Below are 18,523 nucleotides of genomic sequence, written 5' to 3'. Positions count from 1 at the left end.
ACGACCTGCGCTCGAACGGCGTGATGGAGGAGCTCGTGCTGCGTCAAGACATTTCACCTTCGCTTTGGTACTGCAGTTCGATCGGTATTCGCGGGAATCCGATCACTTCCGAGGTTCTACCCTTGACCTGGGCAAATCGAGTTCGACGTCCCGGTATGACCCCAGTAGTTGATCGGACACACCGAACCATTGTTACAGCTGTCGAGGAGTGGACATCATCGGACTGTTCGGGATAAGGGCGTCTATCTACTTCGAGAACGGCGGCGTCAGCTCAGAGTCCACGTCGCGGGATCACACGCCAGGCGTAGATCAGGCAAAGCTCCTTCGACGACATCTGTGAAGACGTCTGTCTGACCTACCGCGTGCGAAACCCACTCCTCCTCGAGGCGGCCGTGCACATCGGCATTTCGAGAATCTTCCGAGGACACAAGGACGACGCCACCCACTACCCCTGCCAGCAGAATCGTTAGAACCGAGGTTTCATCGTCGTCGGGACCGAAGTACATCAAACGCGATTCGTAGTCGACCTCGTGCTTTTGCGACATGGCATCCAACTTCGCCGCGAGCTCTCCCTGGGTGATCTGGTCAGAGGCTGATCCGGTAACCACGACCGCGACGTCGTCCACATTGAGCGGACGAACCCGGTCCGCGTAGTTCACGGAACGACTCGAATACGACGCCACCAATTCGACAACATCGGACTCGTTCAGGTCGAGGATCGTATCCAGCGCAATATCAGAATCTGCACTGCCCGAAGTCAGCGTCAAGGCCACACTCGGGTTTGTTCCTCTTCCAGGCGTACGCACTGCGCCTGTTGTAGCTCTCACGAGTACTGCCGCGCCTGCTTTGGACAGCGCCCAGATCGTTACCACCAGTTCGATGCCACGCAGCCCTGTCATCGCAACTGCGTCGCCCGGGCCGATCCCAAGACTGATGAGGTGGCGCGCAAGGCGAGATGATCGTGCATCGACCTCGTGGTATGTCACTTCCTCTTCATCGCACACGACTGCGACGGCGTCAGGATCAGCCTCTATGGAGTTCGCCAATAGCTGTGGCACAAGTCTGCCCGTCGAAGCGCCAACTGCCGGGGGTGGCGTTGTGTCCACGGAGCCGAGGACTTCTGCTCGTTCGGAGTCGGTGAGCAGTTCGATGTCACCAATCGGACGTGAAGGATCCGAGGAGACCCGATCTAGAACGCGGACGAAGCGCTCGACATGTGCGTCGGCGGTTGCTTGGTCGAAAAGGTCCGCAGCGAAAACCAAATGGCCGAGCAACCCTCCCGTTACCGGATCTGAACTGAGATTGAGTTGGAGGTCGAACTTCGCAGTCGCCTCCACACCCTCGACAGCCGTGATCTTCAAATCCGGCAGACTGAACTCGGCTCCTGCCATCGGTTCGACCGACAGTGCAACCTGGAAGAGCTCGCTCGCTGACACCGACACGACGCCGGTTACTTCCTCGAACGGGATGTCTCCGTTCGCAAATGCCTCGAGATCGACGTTTCGGACGAGCGAGACCAAGTCGCCGAATCCCGCTCCGAGATCCGGAGCGGTCCTGAGTGCAAGCGTGTTGACGAACATTCCGACTATGTCGTCCAGTTGCTGCTCACCTCGCCCGGCCACTACCGTTCCGATCGCGAAATCTCGGCTTCCACTCAACCGTGCGATGAGAACTGCAAGCGCAGCGTGCACAACCATGAACAATGTGGCGTTGTGTTCGCGCGCAATCTCGTTGAGCCGCGCCGCCGTCTCCGCGTTGACGGAGAACTCCGAGACACCGGCACGTGCAGACATCTGCGCGGGTCGCTGACGGTCGGAAGGCAATCCGGGCGTCGACGACACACCGTCCAACGTCCGGCGCCAGAAGTCGAGTTGCCGTGCAGCCTGTGAGCCGACCTCGCCGGCGCTACCGAGTACTTCGCGCTGCCAGATCGCGAAGTCCGCGTACTGAACAGTCAACGGCGTCCACGACGGCGCGGTGCCGCGCACGCGAGCCTCGTAGGCGACCATCATGTCTCGGGCAAGAGGTCCCATCGATTCACCGTCAGCGGCGATGTGATGAGCGACCAAGACGAATATGAAGTCTGCCGGGCCCAACTCGAGCAACCCAGTGCGTACAGGTACCTCCTGAGCTACGTCGAATCCGGTCGTCACCAACTCCACGACGCGATTGAACGCCGCGGCCTCGTCGTCTACCTGAATCGTTTCGAGAGGCGAAAGGAGTTCGTCGATCGCGACGATTTTCTGAACCGGCCCTTCGATGTCACTCGGGTAGCTGGTCCGGAGCGACTCGTGTCGAATCAAAACGTCGTGAAGAGCCTGGCGCAAAGCCGCGACATCCAAGTTCCCTGTCAATCGCAGTGCCAACGGAATGTTGTATGCCGCAGAACCGGGATCCATCTGGTTGATCAACCACATTCGCTGCTGGGCCAAGGACAGAGGAAGGCGTTCTGGACGTTCCCGCGCCTCCAACTCCATCCTCGCACCGGAACCTGCGGTCTTTTGGACTACTACAGCCAAACCTTCCACTGTCGAGTTCTCGAACAGCACGCGCACCGGAACCTGCGCATCGAGTGCCTGCCCCAGCCGTGCTGCCAACCTGGTAGCGATCAACGAATTACCACCCAGCGCAAAGAAATCGTCATCCAACCCGACGCGCTCCACACCCAACACATCGCCGAACACCGACGCAACAATTTCCTGCACCGCTGTGACCGGCGCCCGAAACTCTGCTGCCTCGAATACCGGTGACGGGAGAGCCTTTCGATCCAATTTGCCCGACGCATTGAGTGGAAGCTCGTCGAGGACAAGAACCTTCGAGGGCACCATGTACGTCGGAAGCACGGCCCGGGCAGACTCCAGAACTTCCGACGCATCTACTGCAGTTCCCACGACATACCCGACCAGGCTGTCGCCGAACGTCGCATCGCTGTGCAGGACGACCACCGCATCTGAAACCGCCTCGTGCGAGATCAGAGCAGATTCGATCTCGCCGAGTTCGATACGCTGCCCCCGCAGTTTGACCTGGAAATCCGATCGGCCGATGTACTCCAGCTCGCCCCGACCGTTCCACCTGACCAGGTCGCCGGTTCGATACAACCTGCTGCCGCCATCTGAGGCGCCCCTTTCCCCGCCCGCAAAGGGGTTGGCGACGAAACGCTCCGCCGTCAACGCCGCTCGGTTTCCGTATCCGCGACCGACACCGACACCACCGACATACAACTCGCCGATCACGCCCGGCGGCACCATACCCAACGACCGATCCAGAACGAACAGATCCATGTTCGGCACCGGTGCACCGATCGGAACGCTGACGGTGTCATGCGCAGTCACCGCGTGGAACGAGACCACGTCCGACGCTTCCGTCGGGCCGTAGCTGTTCACCACGCGTACTCCGCCTGACAACAAACTGCCAAGACGATTAAGCCGGATCGACTCGCCTCCAAGGAACACAACATCGAGAACGCTCAAAGCAGAATCCTCGTCGGAATCCACCACGGCTTCGAACGCGCTCGGCGACATGTTCGCCACTGCAACGTCACCGTGCCCGACGCGAGCAACGATCGCATCCGGATCGAAACCGTCTGGGGCAAGCACTACGCTCCGACCGCTGCTCAACGCTGCCCAGACGTTCTTCTGCGTCAAGTCGAAACTCGGTGACGACGCGATCAATAGACCACCAGTTTCGGGCAACTCGCTGCGGTACCAGGCCACCGTGTTCTCGATGCCGGCCATCGGCACCAACGTCGGCTTCGGACGACCCGTCGAACCGGATGTCGAAATGACATACCCCAAGCGGTCCCCCGCACCGAGTTCACGCCATCGATCCGTCGGCCTCTCCACCATCGGCGAATCGCGCATGATGTTGTCGAGGACGATCACGTCCACCGCCAGATCGAGAGTCGTCGTACTCACCGCGCATCGGGCGCCGGTGTCGGCGATTATCGCTTCGATCCGATCCTGTGGGTACGACGGATCGATCGGCCCGTACGCAGCACCCGCCTTCCACGCCGCCAACATACCTACGACCCACTCGACCGACCTCGGCACGATCAACGCGACGACGTCATCCGGACCGACGCCGGCCGCCGTCAATCGCTCGGCCACCACGTTTGCGTAGGCGTCGAGCTGCCCATAGGTCAGCGCCTCGCCATCGCACTCGACGGCAAGAGAATCAGGCGTCCGCCCAACGTGTTCTTCGAACATCGCAGTCAAGGACGCGCCTGCCAACGCTGTGCGCCCACCAGCGGACCAGCTGAGAAGGTTGCTGCGCTCAGCAGCGGTAAGTACGTCGATATCACCCAACCGAACTGACGGATCAACAGTGATCTCAGCAAGGATGCGCCCGAACCTGCCGGCAAAGCCTGCCACCGTCGACTCGTCGAACAGATCCGTCGCGTACGTGAACTGCGCCGCCATCCCCGCCGGGGCACCCGCCTCGTCGAACTGCTCGACCATGGTCAGCTGCAGATCGAACTTGGCCGCCACCGTGTTGGCGTCGATTCCCGCAACTGTCAGATCGCCAAGTCGAAGCACCGACTGCTCCATGTTCTGGAACGACAGCATCACCTGGAACAACGGATTACGCGCCTGCGACCGCGCCGGATTGAGCACCTCCACCAACCGCTCGAACGGCAGATCTACGTGCGCAAACGCACCCAGATCGCCCTCACGAACCCGACCCAACAACCCCGAGAACGACTCCGAAGAATCCACCTCGGTCCGCAACACCAACGTATTGACGAACATCCCGATCAAATCATCGAGAACCTGCTCACCACGACCCGCCACCGGAGTACCGATCGCAATATCGGACGTCCCCGACAACCGCGACAACAACACCGCCAACGCCGCATGCACCACCATGAACAAGGACGAATTCGACTCACGGGCAATTTTTTTCAAAGAATGATGCTCTGGCGCGTCGATAACGAAAGCGTGTTTGGCGCCACGATTGGACGCCACCGCCGGCCGCGGACGATCAGCCGGCAAATCCAACTGATCCGGCAACCCCGCCAACGCCGACTCCCAGAACCCGATCTGACGCGAAATCAACGACGACGGATCATCTTCCGAACCGAGAGTCTCCCGCTGCCACAACGCGTAATCCGCATACTGCACCTCGAGCGGCGCCCACCCCGGCACCTCACCCCGAGAACGAGCCTCGTACGCCACCATCACATCACGCGTCAACGGCCCCATCGACACACCATCACCACTGATGTGATGAACCACCATCGCCAACACGAACTCCGACTCCGACACCGCGAACAACCGCGCCCGAACCGGAACCTCCACCGCCACATCGAAACCAGCCGACAAGAACTCCGTCACCGCACCAACGACATCGGACTCCGACACCGCCACCGGCGACACATCCAACCGCACCCGATCCGCAGACAACACCTCCTGGAACCCGACACCGTCGACCTCCGGATACACTGTCCGCAAAATCTCATGCCGCACAACAACATCCGACACCGCAGCGTCCAACGCCGCCACATCCAACAACCCCGACAACCGAATCGCCACCGGAATATTGTTCGCCGACGACAACGTATCGAAACGGTTCAAGAACCACATCCGCTGCTGCGCCAACGACAACGGCACCCGCTCCGGACGCACCCGAGCAGTCAACGCCGCCCGCGCACCCGAACCGATCTCCGACTCCATCCGCGCAGCCAACAACTCCACCGACGACGCCTCGAACAACACCCGCACCGGAACCTGTGCATCGAGCGCCTGCCCCAACCGAGCGGCCATTCGAGTAGCAATCAAAGAGTTTCCGCCGAGTGCGAAGAAGTCGTCATCCAGACCCACTCGCTCGACCCCGAGTACCGCCGAGAAGACAGAAGCGACAATTTGTTCTACCGGCGTGACCGGGGCCCGGAACACCGCAACCTCGAACACCGGCTCCGGCAACAACTTCCGATCCAACTTCCCAGACGAGTTCAGAGGCAACTCGTCCAAGACCATGATCGCGTTCGGAATCATGTAGACAGGTAGCGATTCAGGAAGCGCATTCCTCAAGACTTCTACGTCGATCACAGAATCCGGGACCGCGATCACATATGCGACCAGCTGATCGCCCATATCGGTGGATGCCACAGTGACCACACACTGAGCTACCGTCGAATGCGCCAGCAGAGCTGACTCGATCTCACCCAGTTCGATCCTCTGACCACGGAATTTGACCTGAAAATCGGTACGCCCGACATACTCGAGTTCGCCTGCGGTGTTCCACCACACCAGGTCCCCGGTGCGATACATCCGACTGCCACCGGGATTGATTTCACCGTTCGTGTCGCTCGCCTCCACAAATGGGTTCGCGACAAAACGATCACTGGTGAGATCGGGTCGCGCGACGTAACCGCGCGCCAGTTGATCACCGGCCAGATACAGCTCACCCGCAACGCCTACCGGCACCGGCTGCAACCGACTGTCCAACACGTAGACCTGCGAGTTCCACTCGGGCACCCCGATCGGAATCCCTGTTGATTCCGATCCATCGACCTCGTAGTAGGTGATCGAGACCGCAGCCTCGGTTGGGCCGTACACATTGTGCAGGCCTGCAGACGACACCTGAGCGAATGCACGCACCGTCTCGACCGGCAATGCCTCACCGATCACGAATACGTCCCTCAGTGACACCAATGCGTGTTCCGGAACCGAAGTCGCGAAGACGGTCAACATCGATGGAACGAAGTCCGTCAGCGTCACCCGATGATCTTCGATCAGACGAGCCAGATACGCGGGATCTCGATGGCCGTCGTGAGATGCCAGCACCACTCTCGTACCGGACAAAAGCGCAGTGAAGTATCCCCACAACGAGACGTCGAATGTCGTAGCAGTCTTTTGCAAATAGACGTCTTCTGGGCCGATGGCGTACTGATCCTGCATCCACAGGACCTGGTTCACGATGGCGTGATGCGACACCGCAACGCCTTTGGGCTTGCCCGTGGAACCCGAGGTGAAGATCACGTAGGCGGCATTCACATCATGCAGACGACCGCGACGATCAGCATCGGAAACGACTGAAGCCGAGTAGCTCGAAAGATCGACACCGTCGATCAACAGCACGTCGGCGCCGTTCGGCGCTACGAAAGCATCCCGCGTCGTCGACAGCACACAGACCGGATCGGCCGTCGTGAGGATGTGCCCGATCCGCTCGGCCGGGTGATCAGGATCCAAGGGCACGTAGGCTCCGCCCGCGGCGATCACCGCGTACATACCCACTACGAGATCGAGCGATCGACGCATCGCCAAGGCCACCAACGATTCGGGCCCGACCCCGTTGTCGATCAGCTTGCGTGCCAACTTGTTCACACGTTCCGACAACTCGCCATAGGTCAGCGACTGGCCGTCGAACACCACGGCAACAGCATCGGGTGCCAACGCAACGCGGGTGTCGAACAGCGAAGCCAACGTCTCGCTGTTCTCAACGTCATGCGCGGTGGAGTTGCGCGCAATCAACAGCGACTCGCGCTCGGCCTCCTCCAACAGTTCGATGTCACCCACGGTGATCGACGGATCCACGACCACCTGCTCGAGGATCCTGGTGAACCGATCGGCAAATCCACGAATGGTCGACTCGTCGAATAGGTCTGTGGCGTATGCGAACTCGGCGAACATGCCAGATTCGTGCGTATCTTCGATGCGAGGAGCGAGGGTCAGTTGAAGGTCGAATTTCGCGATACCCGCGTCGAACTCGAGACCCGACACCTCCAAACCTGAAAGCTCCAACGCATCCTGCGACATGTTCTGGAAGAACAGCGCGACCTGGAACAGCGGGTGATGTGCCTGCGATCGGGTGGGATCGAGCACCTCGACCAACCGCTCGAACGGAACATCGCCGTTGCCGAGCGCCTGAAGGTCTGTCCTCCGCGTTGCCGAGACGAGCGCACTGAACGAACTGGCGAGGTCAACAGGAGTCCGCAGGACCAGTGTATTCACGAACATACCGATCACATCGTCGAGCGCCTTTTCGCCTCGCCCTGCAACCGGGGTACCGATCACGATGTCACTGGTACCGGACAACCTTGCGAGAAGCACGGCGAGGGCCGAATGCATCACCATGAACAGCGACGCGTTCCGCTCGCGTGCAAGTGAGTCCAAGCTCGACCGAAGCTCTTCACTGACGGAGAAGCGGTACGTAGCGCCACGATTCGAGGCGACGACCGGGCGGGATCGGTCAGCTGGTAACGCAAGCACTTCCGGAGAGTCGCGGAGGACGGAGCGCCAGTGGTCCAGCTGAGCCGAGATCAACGAATTCGGGTCGTCCTCGTCGCCGAGGACCTCCCGCTGCCAGAGTGCATAATCGGCGTACTGCACCTCGAGCGGAGTCCAATTCGGAACGCCATTCGAAACCCGAGCGGCGTAAGCAACCATGACATCCCGAGTCAACGGACGCATCGAGAACCCGTCCGCTGCGATGTGATGCATAACGAAGGCGAGAACAAATGCGTCCGCCCCCACCTCGAACAACTGCACACGGAACGGTACCGACATTGTCACATCGAACCCTGCCAGAGCGAGCGTCAGCAGTGCCTCTTCGATCCGAGTTCCGCCCAGAGTGACTGGGGTGAGATCAAAAGATACCTTCGAGGCAGGCAGAATCACCTGCTGACCTTGCCCACCCGCCTCGGGGTAGATCGTCCGTAGCGATTCGTGCCGATCCACCACATCCGATACGGCCAACTGCAGTGCCGACAGATTCAACTGGCCACTCAAACGCAGCGCAATCGGAATATTGTTGACGGCCGATTCGGGGTCGAAGCGGCTCAGGAACCACATGCGCTGCTGAGCAAGTGACAACGGAATCGTCGTGGGGCGAGGTCCTGCGACTAGTGCCGGAATGTTCCCGGAACTGACGTGTGACGAGATCGCCGCCGCCAGCGACTCTACATTCGAATTTTCGAACAGGACCCTCACGGGGATCGTCGTATCGAGCGCTCGCCCGAGCCTGGCGACCAATCGTGTGGCTACGAGCGAATTACCACCCAAAGCAAAGAAATCATCATCCAACCCGACACGCTCGACCCCCAGAACGTCGGCAAAGACGCCCGCTACCGCCAACTCCGTATCAGTTGCGGGTGTTCGATACTCCCGCACCTCGAATACTGGCTCCGGCAACGCCTTCCGATCCAACTTACCGTTCACCGTCAGCGGAAGCTCCTCGAGCACCACCACAGCATCCGGAACCATGTACCCGGTCAGGAACTCGCTCACCCTCGTCGACACAACGGAAGCAGCAAGATCCATGCCAGCCTCGGGGACCACATACCCCACAAGACGATCACCGAGCGCAACATCCGAGCGCACAACCGCCACAGCGCCAGCCACCCCAGGCACACGCAACAACGCAGCCTCGACCTCGCCGAGTTCAATCCGGAACCCACGCAACTGAATCTGCGAATCACTTCGGCCCGCGTACTCGAGCACCCCGTCGACACTCCACCGCGCAATATCACCTGTCCGGTACATCTGATCACCGGAACCGCTGCGGCCGAACGGGTTCGCAACAAAACGACCAGCAGTCAACCCGGGCTGGCCCACATACCCACGCGAAAGCTGACCACCAGCGACATACATTTCGCCTCGAACACCCACCGGCACAGGACTAAGTCGATCGTCGAGTACGAACACCGACAATCCACCAAGGCCACGGCCGATCACCGAACCACTCGCCTCACGAACCATCACCGAATCGAGTGCCGAGAACGACACATGCACAGTGGTCTCGGTGATCCCGTACATGTTCACCAATCGCGGCGAACTATCGTCATGACGGTCATACCAACGCACCAATTGAGACAAATCCAGCGCCTCACCGCCGAAGATCACATGACGCAACGACAACGAACCGGCCGAATCGCCAGCCATCCGATCCGCCTCGGCGAACTGATAGAACGCCGAAGGAGTCTGATTGAGCACTGTCACTCGCTCCCGCACAACCAACTCACGGAACTGCTCCGGCGAGCGAGAAGTCAGGTAATCCACCACCACAACAGTGCCGCCGTACAACAGCGGGCCCCACAACTCCCACACCGAGAAATCAAACGCGTAACTGTGGAACAACGTCCACACGTCCGAACCATCGAAACCGAACCGCGGCTGAGCATTCGCAAACAACTCCACCACATTCCGATGACTGACCGCCACACCCTTCGGCTTCCCAGTCGAACCGGACGTATAGATCACGTAGGCAATATCGTCGGCACGCAACGCAGAACGACGATCACCGTCCGACACCGGCGAACCGTCGTAATTCGCCAAGTCCAACGCCATCACGTCAAGAACTGGCACCTCGACATCGACGACATCACCTGCAGCGACGACGCACACAGGACGCGCGTCCCCCAACGTATAAGCGATTCGCTCTGCCGGATACGTCGGATCAATCGGAAGATAGCCACCACCGGCCTTCACAACAGCCAACAACGTGACAACCAACTCGACCGACCGCGGCAAGATCACCGCCACCAACGACTCCGGACCAACACCCGACTCGATCAGCTTGCGCGCCAACCGATTTGCCGCCTCATCCAGCTCGCCGAACGACAACCGGCGACCCTCGAACACCACGGCAGTCGACGAAGCCTCACCCACAACCCTCGCGTCGAACATCGAAACCAACGTCGTGCCGGGCTCGACCTCGACACCAGGAACCATCCAAGAATCCAAAACGTCCGAACGCTCGGCAGCATCGAGCAAATCGATATCACCGACCACCACCGTGGCATCCGCTGCAATCGCTTCAAGAATCACAGTCAACCGACCGGCGAAAGATTTCACCGATGCCTCGTCAAACAAATCCGTCGCATAAACGAGTGCCACGCTCAGGCCCCCTGACGCAGCAGTCGCGTCGGACTCCCAGATCGTGAACTGCAAGTCGAATTTGGCTGTCGCCGAATCGACATCGAGCCCAGAGATGATCAATCCCGGTACCTCGAGGCTGCTTTGCGTGCTCTGCCCAAGATTCTGCATAGAGAGCATCACCTGAAACAGCGGATTCCTCGACTGCGATCGCGAGGGATTGAGCACCTCCACCAACCGCTCGAACGGAACGTCCGAGTTACCGAATCCATCGAGATCGATATCTCGAACCCGGGCGATCAAGTCGATGAAAGACATGTTGACGTCAACATCTGTGCGGAGCACGAGCGTATTGACGAACATCCCGATGAGGTCATCGAGAGCTTGATCGCCTCGACCGGCGACCGGAGTGCCGATCGCAATGTCCGAAGTCCCGGACAACCGCGCCAGCAGAATCGCCACGGCACTGTGCAACACCATGAACAGTGATGCATTGTTGTCCAGTGCAATTCGATTGAGAGCCTGGTGAAGGTCAGGCTCGATCGTGAATGTGTGCCCGGCTCCCCGGTTCGACGCGACGCGCGGGCGCGGGCGGTCCGACGGAAGATCGAGCTGATCGGGAATACCGGCCAATGCGTGGCGCCAGTAGTCGACCTGGCGAGTGATCAGAGAATCCGGGTCGTCCTCACTGCCGAGAACCTCGCGCTGCCACAGTGCAAAGTCGGCGAACTGTACGGGCAGAGGAGCAAGATCGTGCGAAATTCCCTGTGTCCGAGACACATAAGACGAAACGATGTCCTTGGTCAACGGTCCCATGGAGAACCCGTCACCGCTGATGTGATGGACGACGAACACGAGGACGAATTCGTCGGCGGCGAATTGGAAGAGTGCCGCCCGAATCGGAACCTCGGTGGTCACGTCGAATCCCGGAGTCACGAAGTCGGTCACGCGCTCGACGATCGCCGACTCGTCCACCCGTATGGGAGTCAGGTTCGGTACCACGGCTGCAATGTCGACCAGGCGCTGATATCCGACGCCGTCGACCTCCGGGTACACAGTCCGAAGGATCTCGTGCCGCTCGATCAAATCCTCGAGTGCGCCTTGCAACGCATCGACATCGAGCGCTCCGCTGAGCCGCAGCGCGACCGGAATATGGTCGACTGCCGATTCTGGTTCGAATCGATTGAGGAACCACATGCGCTGCTGTGCCAAAGACAGCGGAACCAACTCGGGGCGCTCGCGAGGGATCAGGGGAACGTGAGCCTTGCGGTCTTCTGAGATTTTCGCTTCGTCGATGAAGACGGCAAGTTCTGCGGCGGTGGGTGCGTCGAAGAAGTTGCGCATGTCGATGGCGATGCCGTGTTCGGCATTGATCCGCGCAACCACGCGAGTGGCGAGCAACGAGTTGCCGCCCAGTTCGAAGAAGCCGTCATCTGCCCCTACCCGATCCTGCCCGAGCAGATCGGCAAAGATCGCGACCACACCGGCTTCGGTGGGTGTCACGGGCTCGCGGTACTCAACCGTCTTCGACACGAATTCGGGTGTGGGCAAAGCCTTTCGATCCAGTTTGCCGCTGGCGTTGAGCGGAAACTCGTCCAGTTCGACGAACATGGCAGGGATCATGTAGTCGGGTAGCCGTTCGCCAAGCGACGACGTCAGATTCTCTGAATCGATACCCTCGGCGACGATGTAGGCCACCAAGTTGTCACCGATCGTTTCGTCCGAATGGACGATCACCACGGCTTGGGAAACACCTTCGCAATCGAGCAGTGCCGCCTCGATCTCACCGAGCTCGATGCGCAGACCGCGGAGCTTGACCTGAAAGTCGGTGCGACCGATGTATTCGAGCTGACGGTTCGCTCCGGCACCGCGCCAGCGCACCAGGTCTCCGGTTCGGTACATCCGGGATCCGTCAGTAGCGCCGGGCCGCGCCACGAAGCGGTCTGCCGTGAGATCGGGACGCGACACGTAACCCCTGGCCAGCTGAATCCCGGCAAGATAGAGCTCTCCTGCTACACCCGACGGCGAGGGCCGCAGCGCATCGTCGAGTACCAGGAGCTCGGTGTCCGCAACTGCTGCACCGATCGGCACCGACACCTGATCCTGCTCGCCGGTTTCGTAATAAGTCACGTCGACGGCGGCTTCGGTCGGGCCGTACAGGTTGTGGAGTCCAGCGCTGCTGACCTCGCGCAGACGTGCCGCCGTTCGAGCCGGCAACGCCTCACCGGAAGCGAACACGTAGCGAAGGGTTTTGACCTGCGCAACAAGGGGTTCGGCGACGAATACGGCGAGCATCGACGGCACGAAGTGCACCGCCGTCACTCCGCGCTCGATCATCGTGCGAGCCACGTACACCGGATCACGATGTCCGTCGGGTTCCGCGATCACCAGCGATGCACCGACCTGCAGCGGCCAGAAGAACTCCCACACGGACACATCGAAAGTGAAGGGTGTCTTCTGCAAGATCACGTCGTCGGCAGTGAATCCGTACTCGGTCTGACGCCATTGCAGGTTCGCGACGATGGCACGGTGAGAGACTGCAACGCCTTTGGGGCGTCCGGTCGATCCGGACGTGAAGATGACATACGCAGTGTTGTCCGCGCGCAGCGGCGCCAACCGGTCGGCGTCGGTGACAGTTGTCTCGGCACGACCCGACAAGTCGAGGGTGTCGACGTCGAGCGTGGGCGTACCGTGCGGCAGCACCACGGCATCGGACGTACGTGTGAGCACAGCCGTGGGCTTCGCGATCTCGAGTACGTAAGCGAGACGGTCGGCAGGATGATCCGGGTCGAGTGGAACGTACGCGCCGCCGGCCTTGACGATCGCGTACATCGAGACGAGGAGATCGATCGATCGACGCATCGCGAGACCGACGAGGCTGTCCGGTCCGACACCTGCCGCGACGAGTTCACGGGCCAGGCGGTTCGCCCGCGCGTCGAACTGCGCGTAAGTGAGCTGCGTTCCGGCGTAATCCAGCGCGAGCGCATCCGGCGTCCGCTCGACCTGCTCGTCGAAGAGTCCTGCGAGGGTCACGTGTGCATCGGACTCCGACGCGACCTCCACGATCGAAGTGCCGTCGGTGATGAGACGGTCGACCACCGCGCCGAGACCGTCGGCCTCGCTGCCGATCAGCTCTGGCAGCACCGTGGAAACGACAACAGGAACCAGGGCATCCGCCCCCAATGCCCCACCCATCGCGGTGTCGAGAGTGACCAACTCGTCATTGAGTCGTCCGTAGCTGATTTCGGTTCCACCGTGGCTCAGAGCCACACGATCAGGATCTACCACCGCAACTGCAGCCACCAACTTCGGCAGATCTTCGATCGTCAGCGACTGCGGTCCCGGAATACCGACGGACATCTACACTTCCTCCAACTGACTTTCGTGAAGTGCGCCCCGGTCGAGCACAGCGTTCTGCTCGGCCGGAGGCGTTCACTGGGCAAATACTGAATGTTACCTGGCCGTACCCCCACGGCCCGCTGACACCGACTGTGCGTCAGCTATCACCGAGCTCACAAGTGTGGCGAGACCGTCGACGCCAAGTGCCGGCAGGATGCCCGGAACAAGTCCGGCGAGCGACACAGAAACCAGAGCATCGGGGGCGAGAGCAGCCCCCATGGCGGTACGCATGGCAACGAGCTTGGTCGACAACTCACCGAAGGTGACAGCCTGATCACCGTGGGTGAACGCAATTGCCTCAGGATCGGCGGCCGCCGCTGCGGCTGCCAGTTCGGGTAGGTCCGCCGCGGACTTCGGCTCGGCAGCGCTCGCTTCCTCGCGTTCCTGCTCGGTCACGATGTCGATCGTGCGAATCACGACCCCGGGATCGGTCACCAGTTCTTCGAGCACCCGCCCGAATCGCGCCGCAAAAAGCGCGATGGTCGATTCGTCGAACAGGTCGGTCGCATAGGTGAAACGCATCCTCAGCCCGGACAGCACCCCGGCATCGTCGAATTGCTCGATACCGGTGAGCTGCAGATCGAACATCGCCTGGTCGAAACCGTTGTCGACCGCAGAGAGCTCGAGGCCCGGGAGCTGGAACGTACCGAGAGCCATGTTCTGGAAGGTGAGCATGACCTGGAAGAGCGGCGAGTATGCGTGAGAGCGCTCTCGCCCCAGTTCGTCGACCAACCGCTCGAACGGTACGTCGGCATTGGCGAATGCCGACAAGTCCTTGTCCTTCACGTGTGCCAGAACGTCGACGAACGTCGAAGCAGGCGCGATCTCCGTTCGCAAGACCAACGTGTTGACGAACATCCCGACAAGATCGTCGAGCGCCCGCTCACCTCGACCCGCGATCGGCGTACCGATTGCGATATCGTTCGATCCACTCATCTTCGCCAACAGCACGGCCAGGGCAGTGTGAACCACCATGAAGACTGTCGAGTTCTGCTCCCGTGCGATCGTCGCGAGCCGGTCCGTGGTCTCGGAATCGACGGCAAACTCGAATTCCGCACCGCGCATGCTGGCCCGCGCCGGCCGCGGCCGGTCGGTCGGCAGTTCCAGAAGCTCCGGAGTGCCCTTGAGCTCGTTCACCCAGTACGCGAGTTGACGGCCCAGCTGACTGTCCGCGTCCTCCGGCGATCCGAGGACATCACGCTGCCACAGCGTGTAATCGGCGTACTGCACCTCGAGCGGAGCCCACTCCGGGGTCTCCCCGCCGGTACGTGCGGTGTACGCAACCATGGTGTCTCTGATCAACGGAGCCATCGAGAAGCCGTCACCGCTGATGTGGTGAATGACAACGACGAGGACCCGCTCGGATTCGTCGACCTCGAAGAGACGGATTCGCAACGGAACGGCTGTCGTGACATCGAAGCCCTCGCGAACTGTGTCAGCCACCTGCTCGGCGACCGACGCTTCGTCGGTTGCGATCACTTCCAGTCCCACCGCCGCTGCGGAGCGAGGCAGGATCATCTGAACCGGTCCGTTGCCCCGGTCCGGGTATACCGTCCGGAGCACTTCGTGACGCTCGATCAGATCCGACACCGCTGAGTGAAGTGCGTCGACATCGAGTGCGCCGGACAGCCGGATCGCGACGGGGATGTTGTACGCACCCGAGGTCTTGTCGAACTGATTGAGCACCCACATACGTTGCTGCGCCAACGACAGCGGAATCTCGTGCGGACGCACCTGAGCCACCAACGGTGGGCGGCCACCAGATCCCGCGTGTTCGAGAACCCTCGACGCCAATGCCCCGACAGTCGACGCCTCGAAGATCACGCGGACCGGAATCTGCGCGTCCAACGCCTCACCCAGCCTCGACACGACCTGCGTCGCGACGAGAGAGTTTCCGCCGAGCTCGAAGAAGTCGTCGTCGAGTCCGACCCTCGCCACACCGAGTACGTCAGCGAACACACCCGCCACGATCTCTTCGACGGGGTTGGTCGGCGCACGGAATTCGGTCGCCTCGAATTCGGGGTCGGGCAGGGCTTTGCGATCGACCTTGCCGTTGATGTTGAGCGGTAGTTCGTCCAAGACCATCAATGCCGCCGGCACCATGTAACTCGGCAACTCAGCCACAAGAGTCCGCTTCAAGGTTTCGACATCGATGCTTTCCCCGCTTTGAGGAACGACGTAGCCGACAAGTCGATCACCGATACGCGCATCCGACTTGGCCACCACCACAGCGGAGTCCACGCTGGCCTGCTTGCGAAGAAGCGCTTCGATCTCACCGAGTTCGATGCGGTAGCCACGGATCTTGACCTGGAAGTCGGCGCGCTCCACGTAGTCGAGTTCGCCGTTCTCCGTCCACCGGACGAGGTCGCCCGTGCGGTACAACCGCGAACCCGCGTCACCGAAGACGTTGGCCACAAATCGTTCCGACGTCAGATCCGCGCGACCGTGATAGCCGCGAGCAAGCTGGGCACCGGCGAGGTAAAGCTCCCCGGTGACTCCGACGGGGACCGGATGCAAACGCGTGTCGAGCACGAACACCTGCGTGTTCCATTCGGGGGCACCGATCGGCACCGAGGTCGTATCGTCCGAACCGACGACGTGCGCTGTCACCGAGACGGCGGCCTCGGTCGGACCGTACAGATTCACCAACTGCGCGTCGCTGAGTTCTGCGAACTCGGTCGCGGTCGCGGCCGGCAACGCTTCACCGATCGCAAGCACCTGACGAAGTGATTCCGGAAGGCCATTTTCCGATGCCGACTGCAACATCGCGAGCATCGACGGCACCACGTGGAGCGTCGTGATCTTCTCCCGGGTCATCAGGTCGAGCAGGTAGCTCGGGTCCTTGTGACCTTCGGGTTCGGCAATCACCAGTCGTGCACCGGAAGTCAGTGCCGACCAGAACTCCCAGACCGAGAGGTCGAACGTTGCCGCGGTCTTGAGCACCATCGCATCGGATCGGTCCAGGCTGTACTGATCGCGCTTCCAGAGAATCTGGTTGACCACCGCCTGATGCGAGATCGCGACGCCCTTCGGTCGCCCCGTCGATCCCGACGTGAAGATCACGTAGGCGGTGTTGCCCACTCGCAGTGGAGCAATCCGATCCGCATCGGTAACCGTCGCTTCCGCGTAGGACGCGAGATCGATCGTGTCCACCTCGATCACGGAATCACCGAACGCCGGATTCTTCGCAGTGGTCGAGGCAGTGAGGACGCAGACCGGATCTGCCATGGTCAACACGTACTCGATGCGGTCCGCCGGGTGGTTCGGATCGATCGGTACGTATCCACCACCTGCCTTCACCACCGCGTACATGGCGACCAGCAGTTCGACCGATCGCTCGATTGCCAACGCGACCAACGACTCCGGACCGACACCGGTTGCAATCAGATGGCGTGCGAGACGGTTCACACGTGCATCGAACTCGGCGTAGGTCAGCGACGTGTTCCCTGCGATCACTGCCACCGCACCCGGGTTCGAACCGACCTGCTCGTCGAACAGTTCGACCAGAGTGACTCCCGGGACGGAGTGATCGGTCTCGTTCCAGCGGTTCAGGATCCGGTCGCTCTCGGACGAATCCAGCAGCGCGAAGTCGCCGACGGTCAACGACGGATCGGACGCGATCTCCGCGAGCAATCGCACGAATCGATCGGCGAAGTCCTGCACGGTCGACTCGTCGAACAGATCATGCGCGTAGCTGAACATCGACGTGATGCCGGCTGCAGATCCGTTCGCGTCGTACCGATCACTGACGATCAACTGAAGATCGAACTGCGCGACCCCGTTGTCGATATCGACGCCCTTGACGGTGAGCCCCGGAAGCTCGAGCCCTCCGGTTTCCATGTTCTGGAAGAGGAAGCCGACCTGATAGAGCGGATGACGAGCGGTCGAACGCGGTGGGTTGAGCACCTCCACGAGTCGCTCGAAAGGAACGTCCGAATGTGCAAATGCTTGAAGGTCGGTCTCCCTGACACGTCCGAGCAGGTCGAGGAACGGCGTGCCGCTGTCGATCTGCGTACGGAACACCAAGGTGTTCACGAACATGCCGATGAGATCGTCGAGTGCCCGCTCACCACGTCCTGCAATGGGTGTACCCACCGCGATGTCCTCGGTTCCGGACAGTCGAGCCAACAACATCGCGAACGCAGTGTGCGTGAGCATGAACAGCGTCGAATTATTTGCCCTGGCAAGACCGCTCAACCGAGCATGCAACTCTGCATCGATATCGAAGTGCAGGTAACCGCCGCGGAAGGACTGCGTCGCGGGGCGCGGCCGGTCGGCGGGAAGTGCAAGCTGATCAGGCAGCCCGGCAA

At 60.9% G+C, this 18,523-nt stretch carries 2 protein-coding genes (1 of these 2 running past the window's edge); both read right to left on the bottom strand.

Going from position 1 to position 18,523, the window contains the following annotated elements; genetic code table 11:
• Positions 1-266: 266 nt before the first annotated feature.
• Complete coding sequence (locus ACVZUB_RS09165) at positions 267-14,174, bottom strand: amino acid adenylation domain-containing protein (protein ID WP_482628305.1); 13,908 nt, start codon at positions 14,172-14,174, stop codon at positions 267-269.
• Positions 14,175-14,267: 93 nt separating this feature from the next.
• On the bottom strand, positions 14,268-18,523 hold the 3' end of the coding sequence (locus ACVZUB_RS09160; protein WP_482628304.1) for a non-ribosomal peptide synthase/polyketide synthase. 24,490 nt of this gene lie beyond the right edge of the window; only the last 4,256 of its 28,746 coding nucleotides appear in the window; its start codon lies off the right edge, out of view; its stop codon occupies positions 14,268-14,270.

Source organism: Rhodococcus sp. OS5, from assembly GCF_056837585.1.
This window is presented reverse-complemented; position numbering and strand designations above follow the sequence as displayed.

Excerpts from the sequence above, each read along its gene's own strand:
- ACVZUB_RS09165 (WP_482628305.1), bottom strand. The coding sequence starts at position 14,174 with ATGTCCGTCGGTATTCCGGGACCGCAGTCGCTGACGATCGAAGATCTG.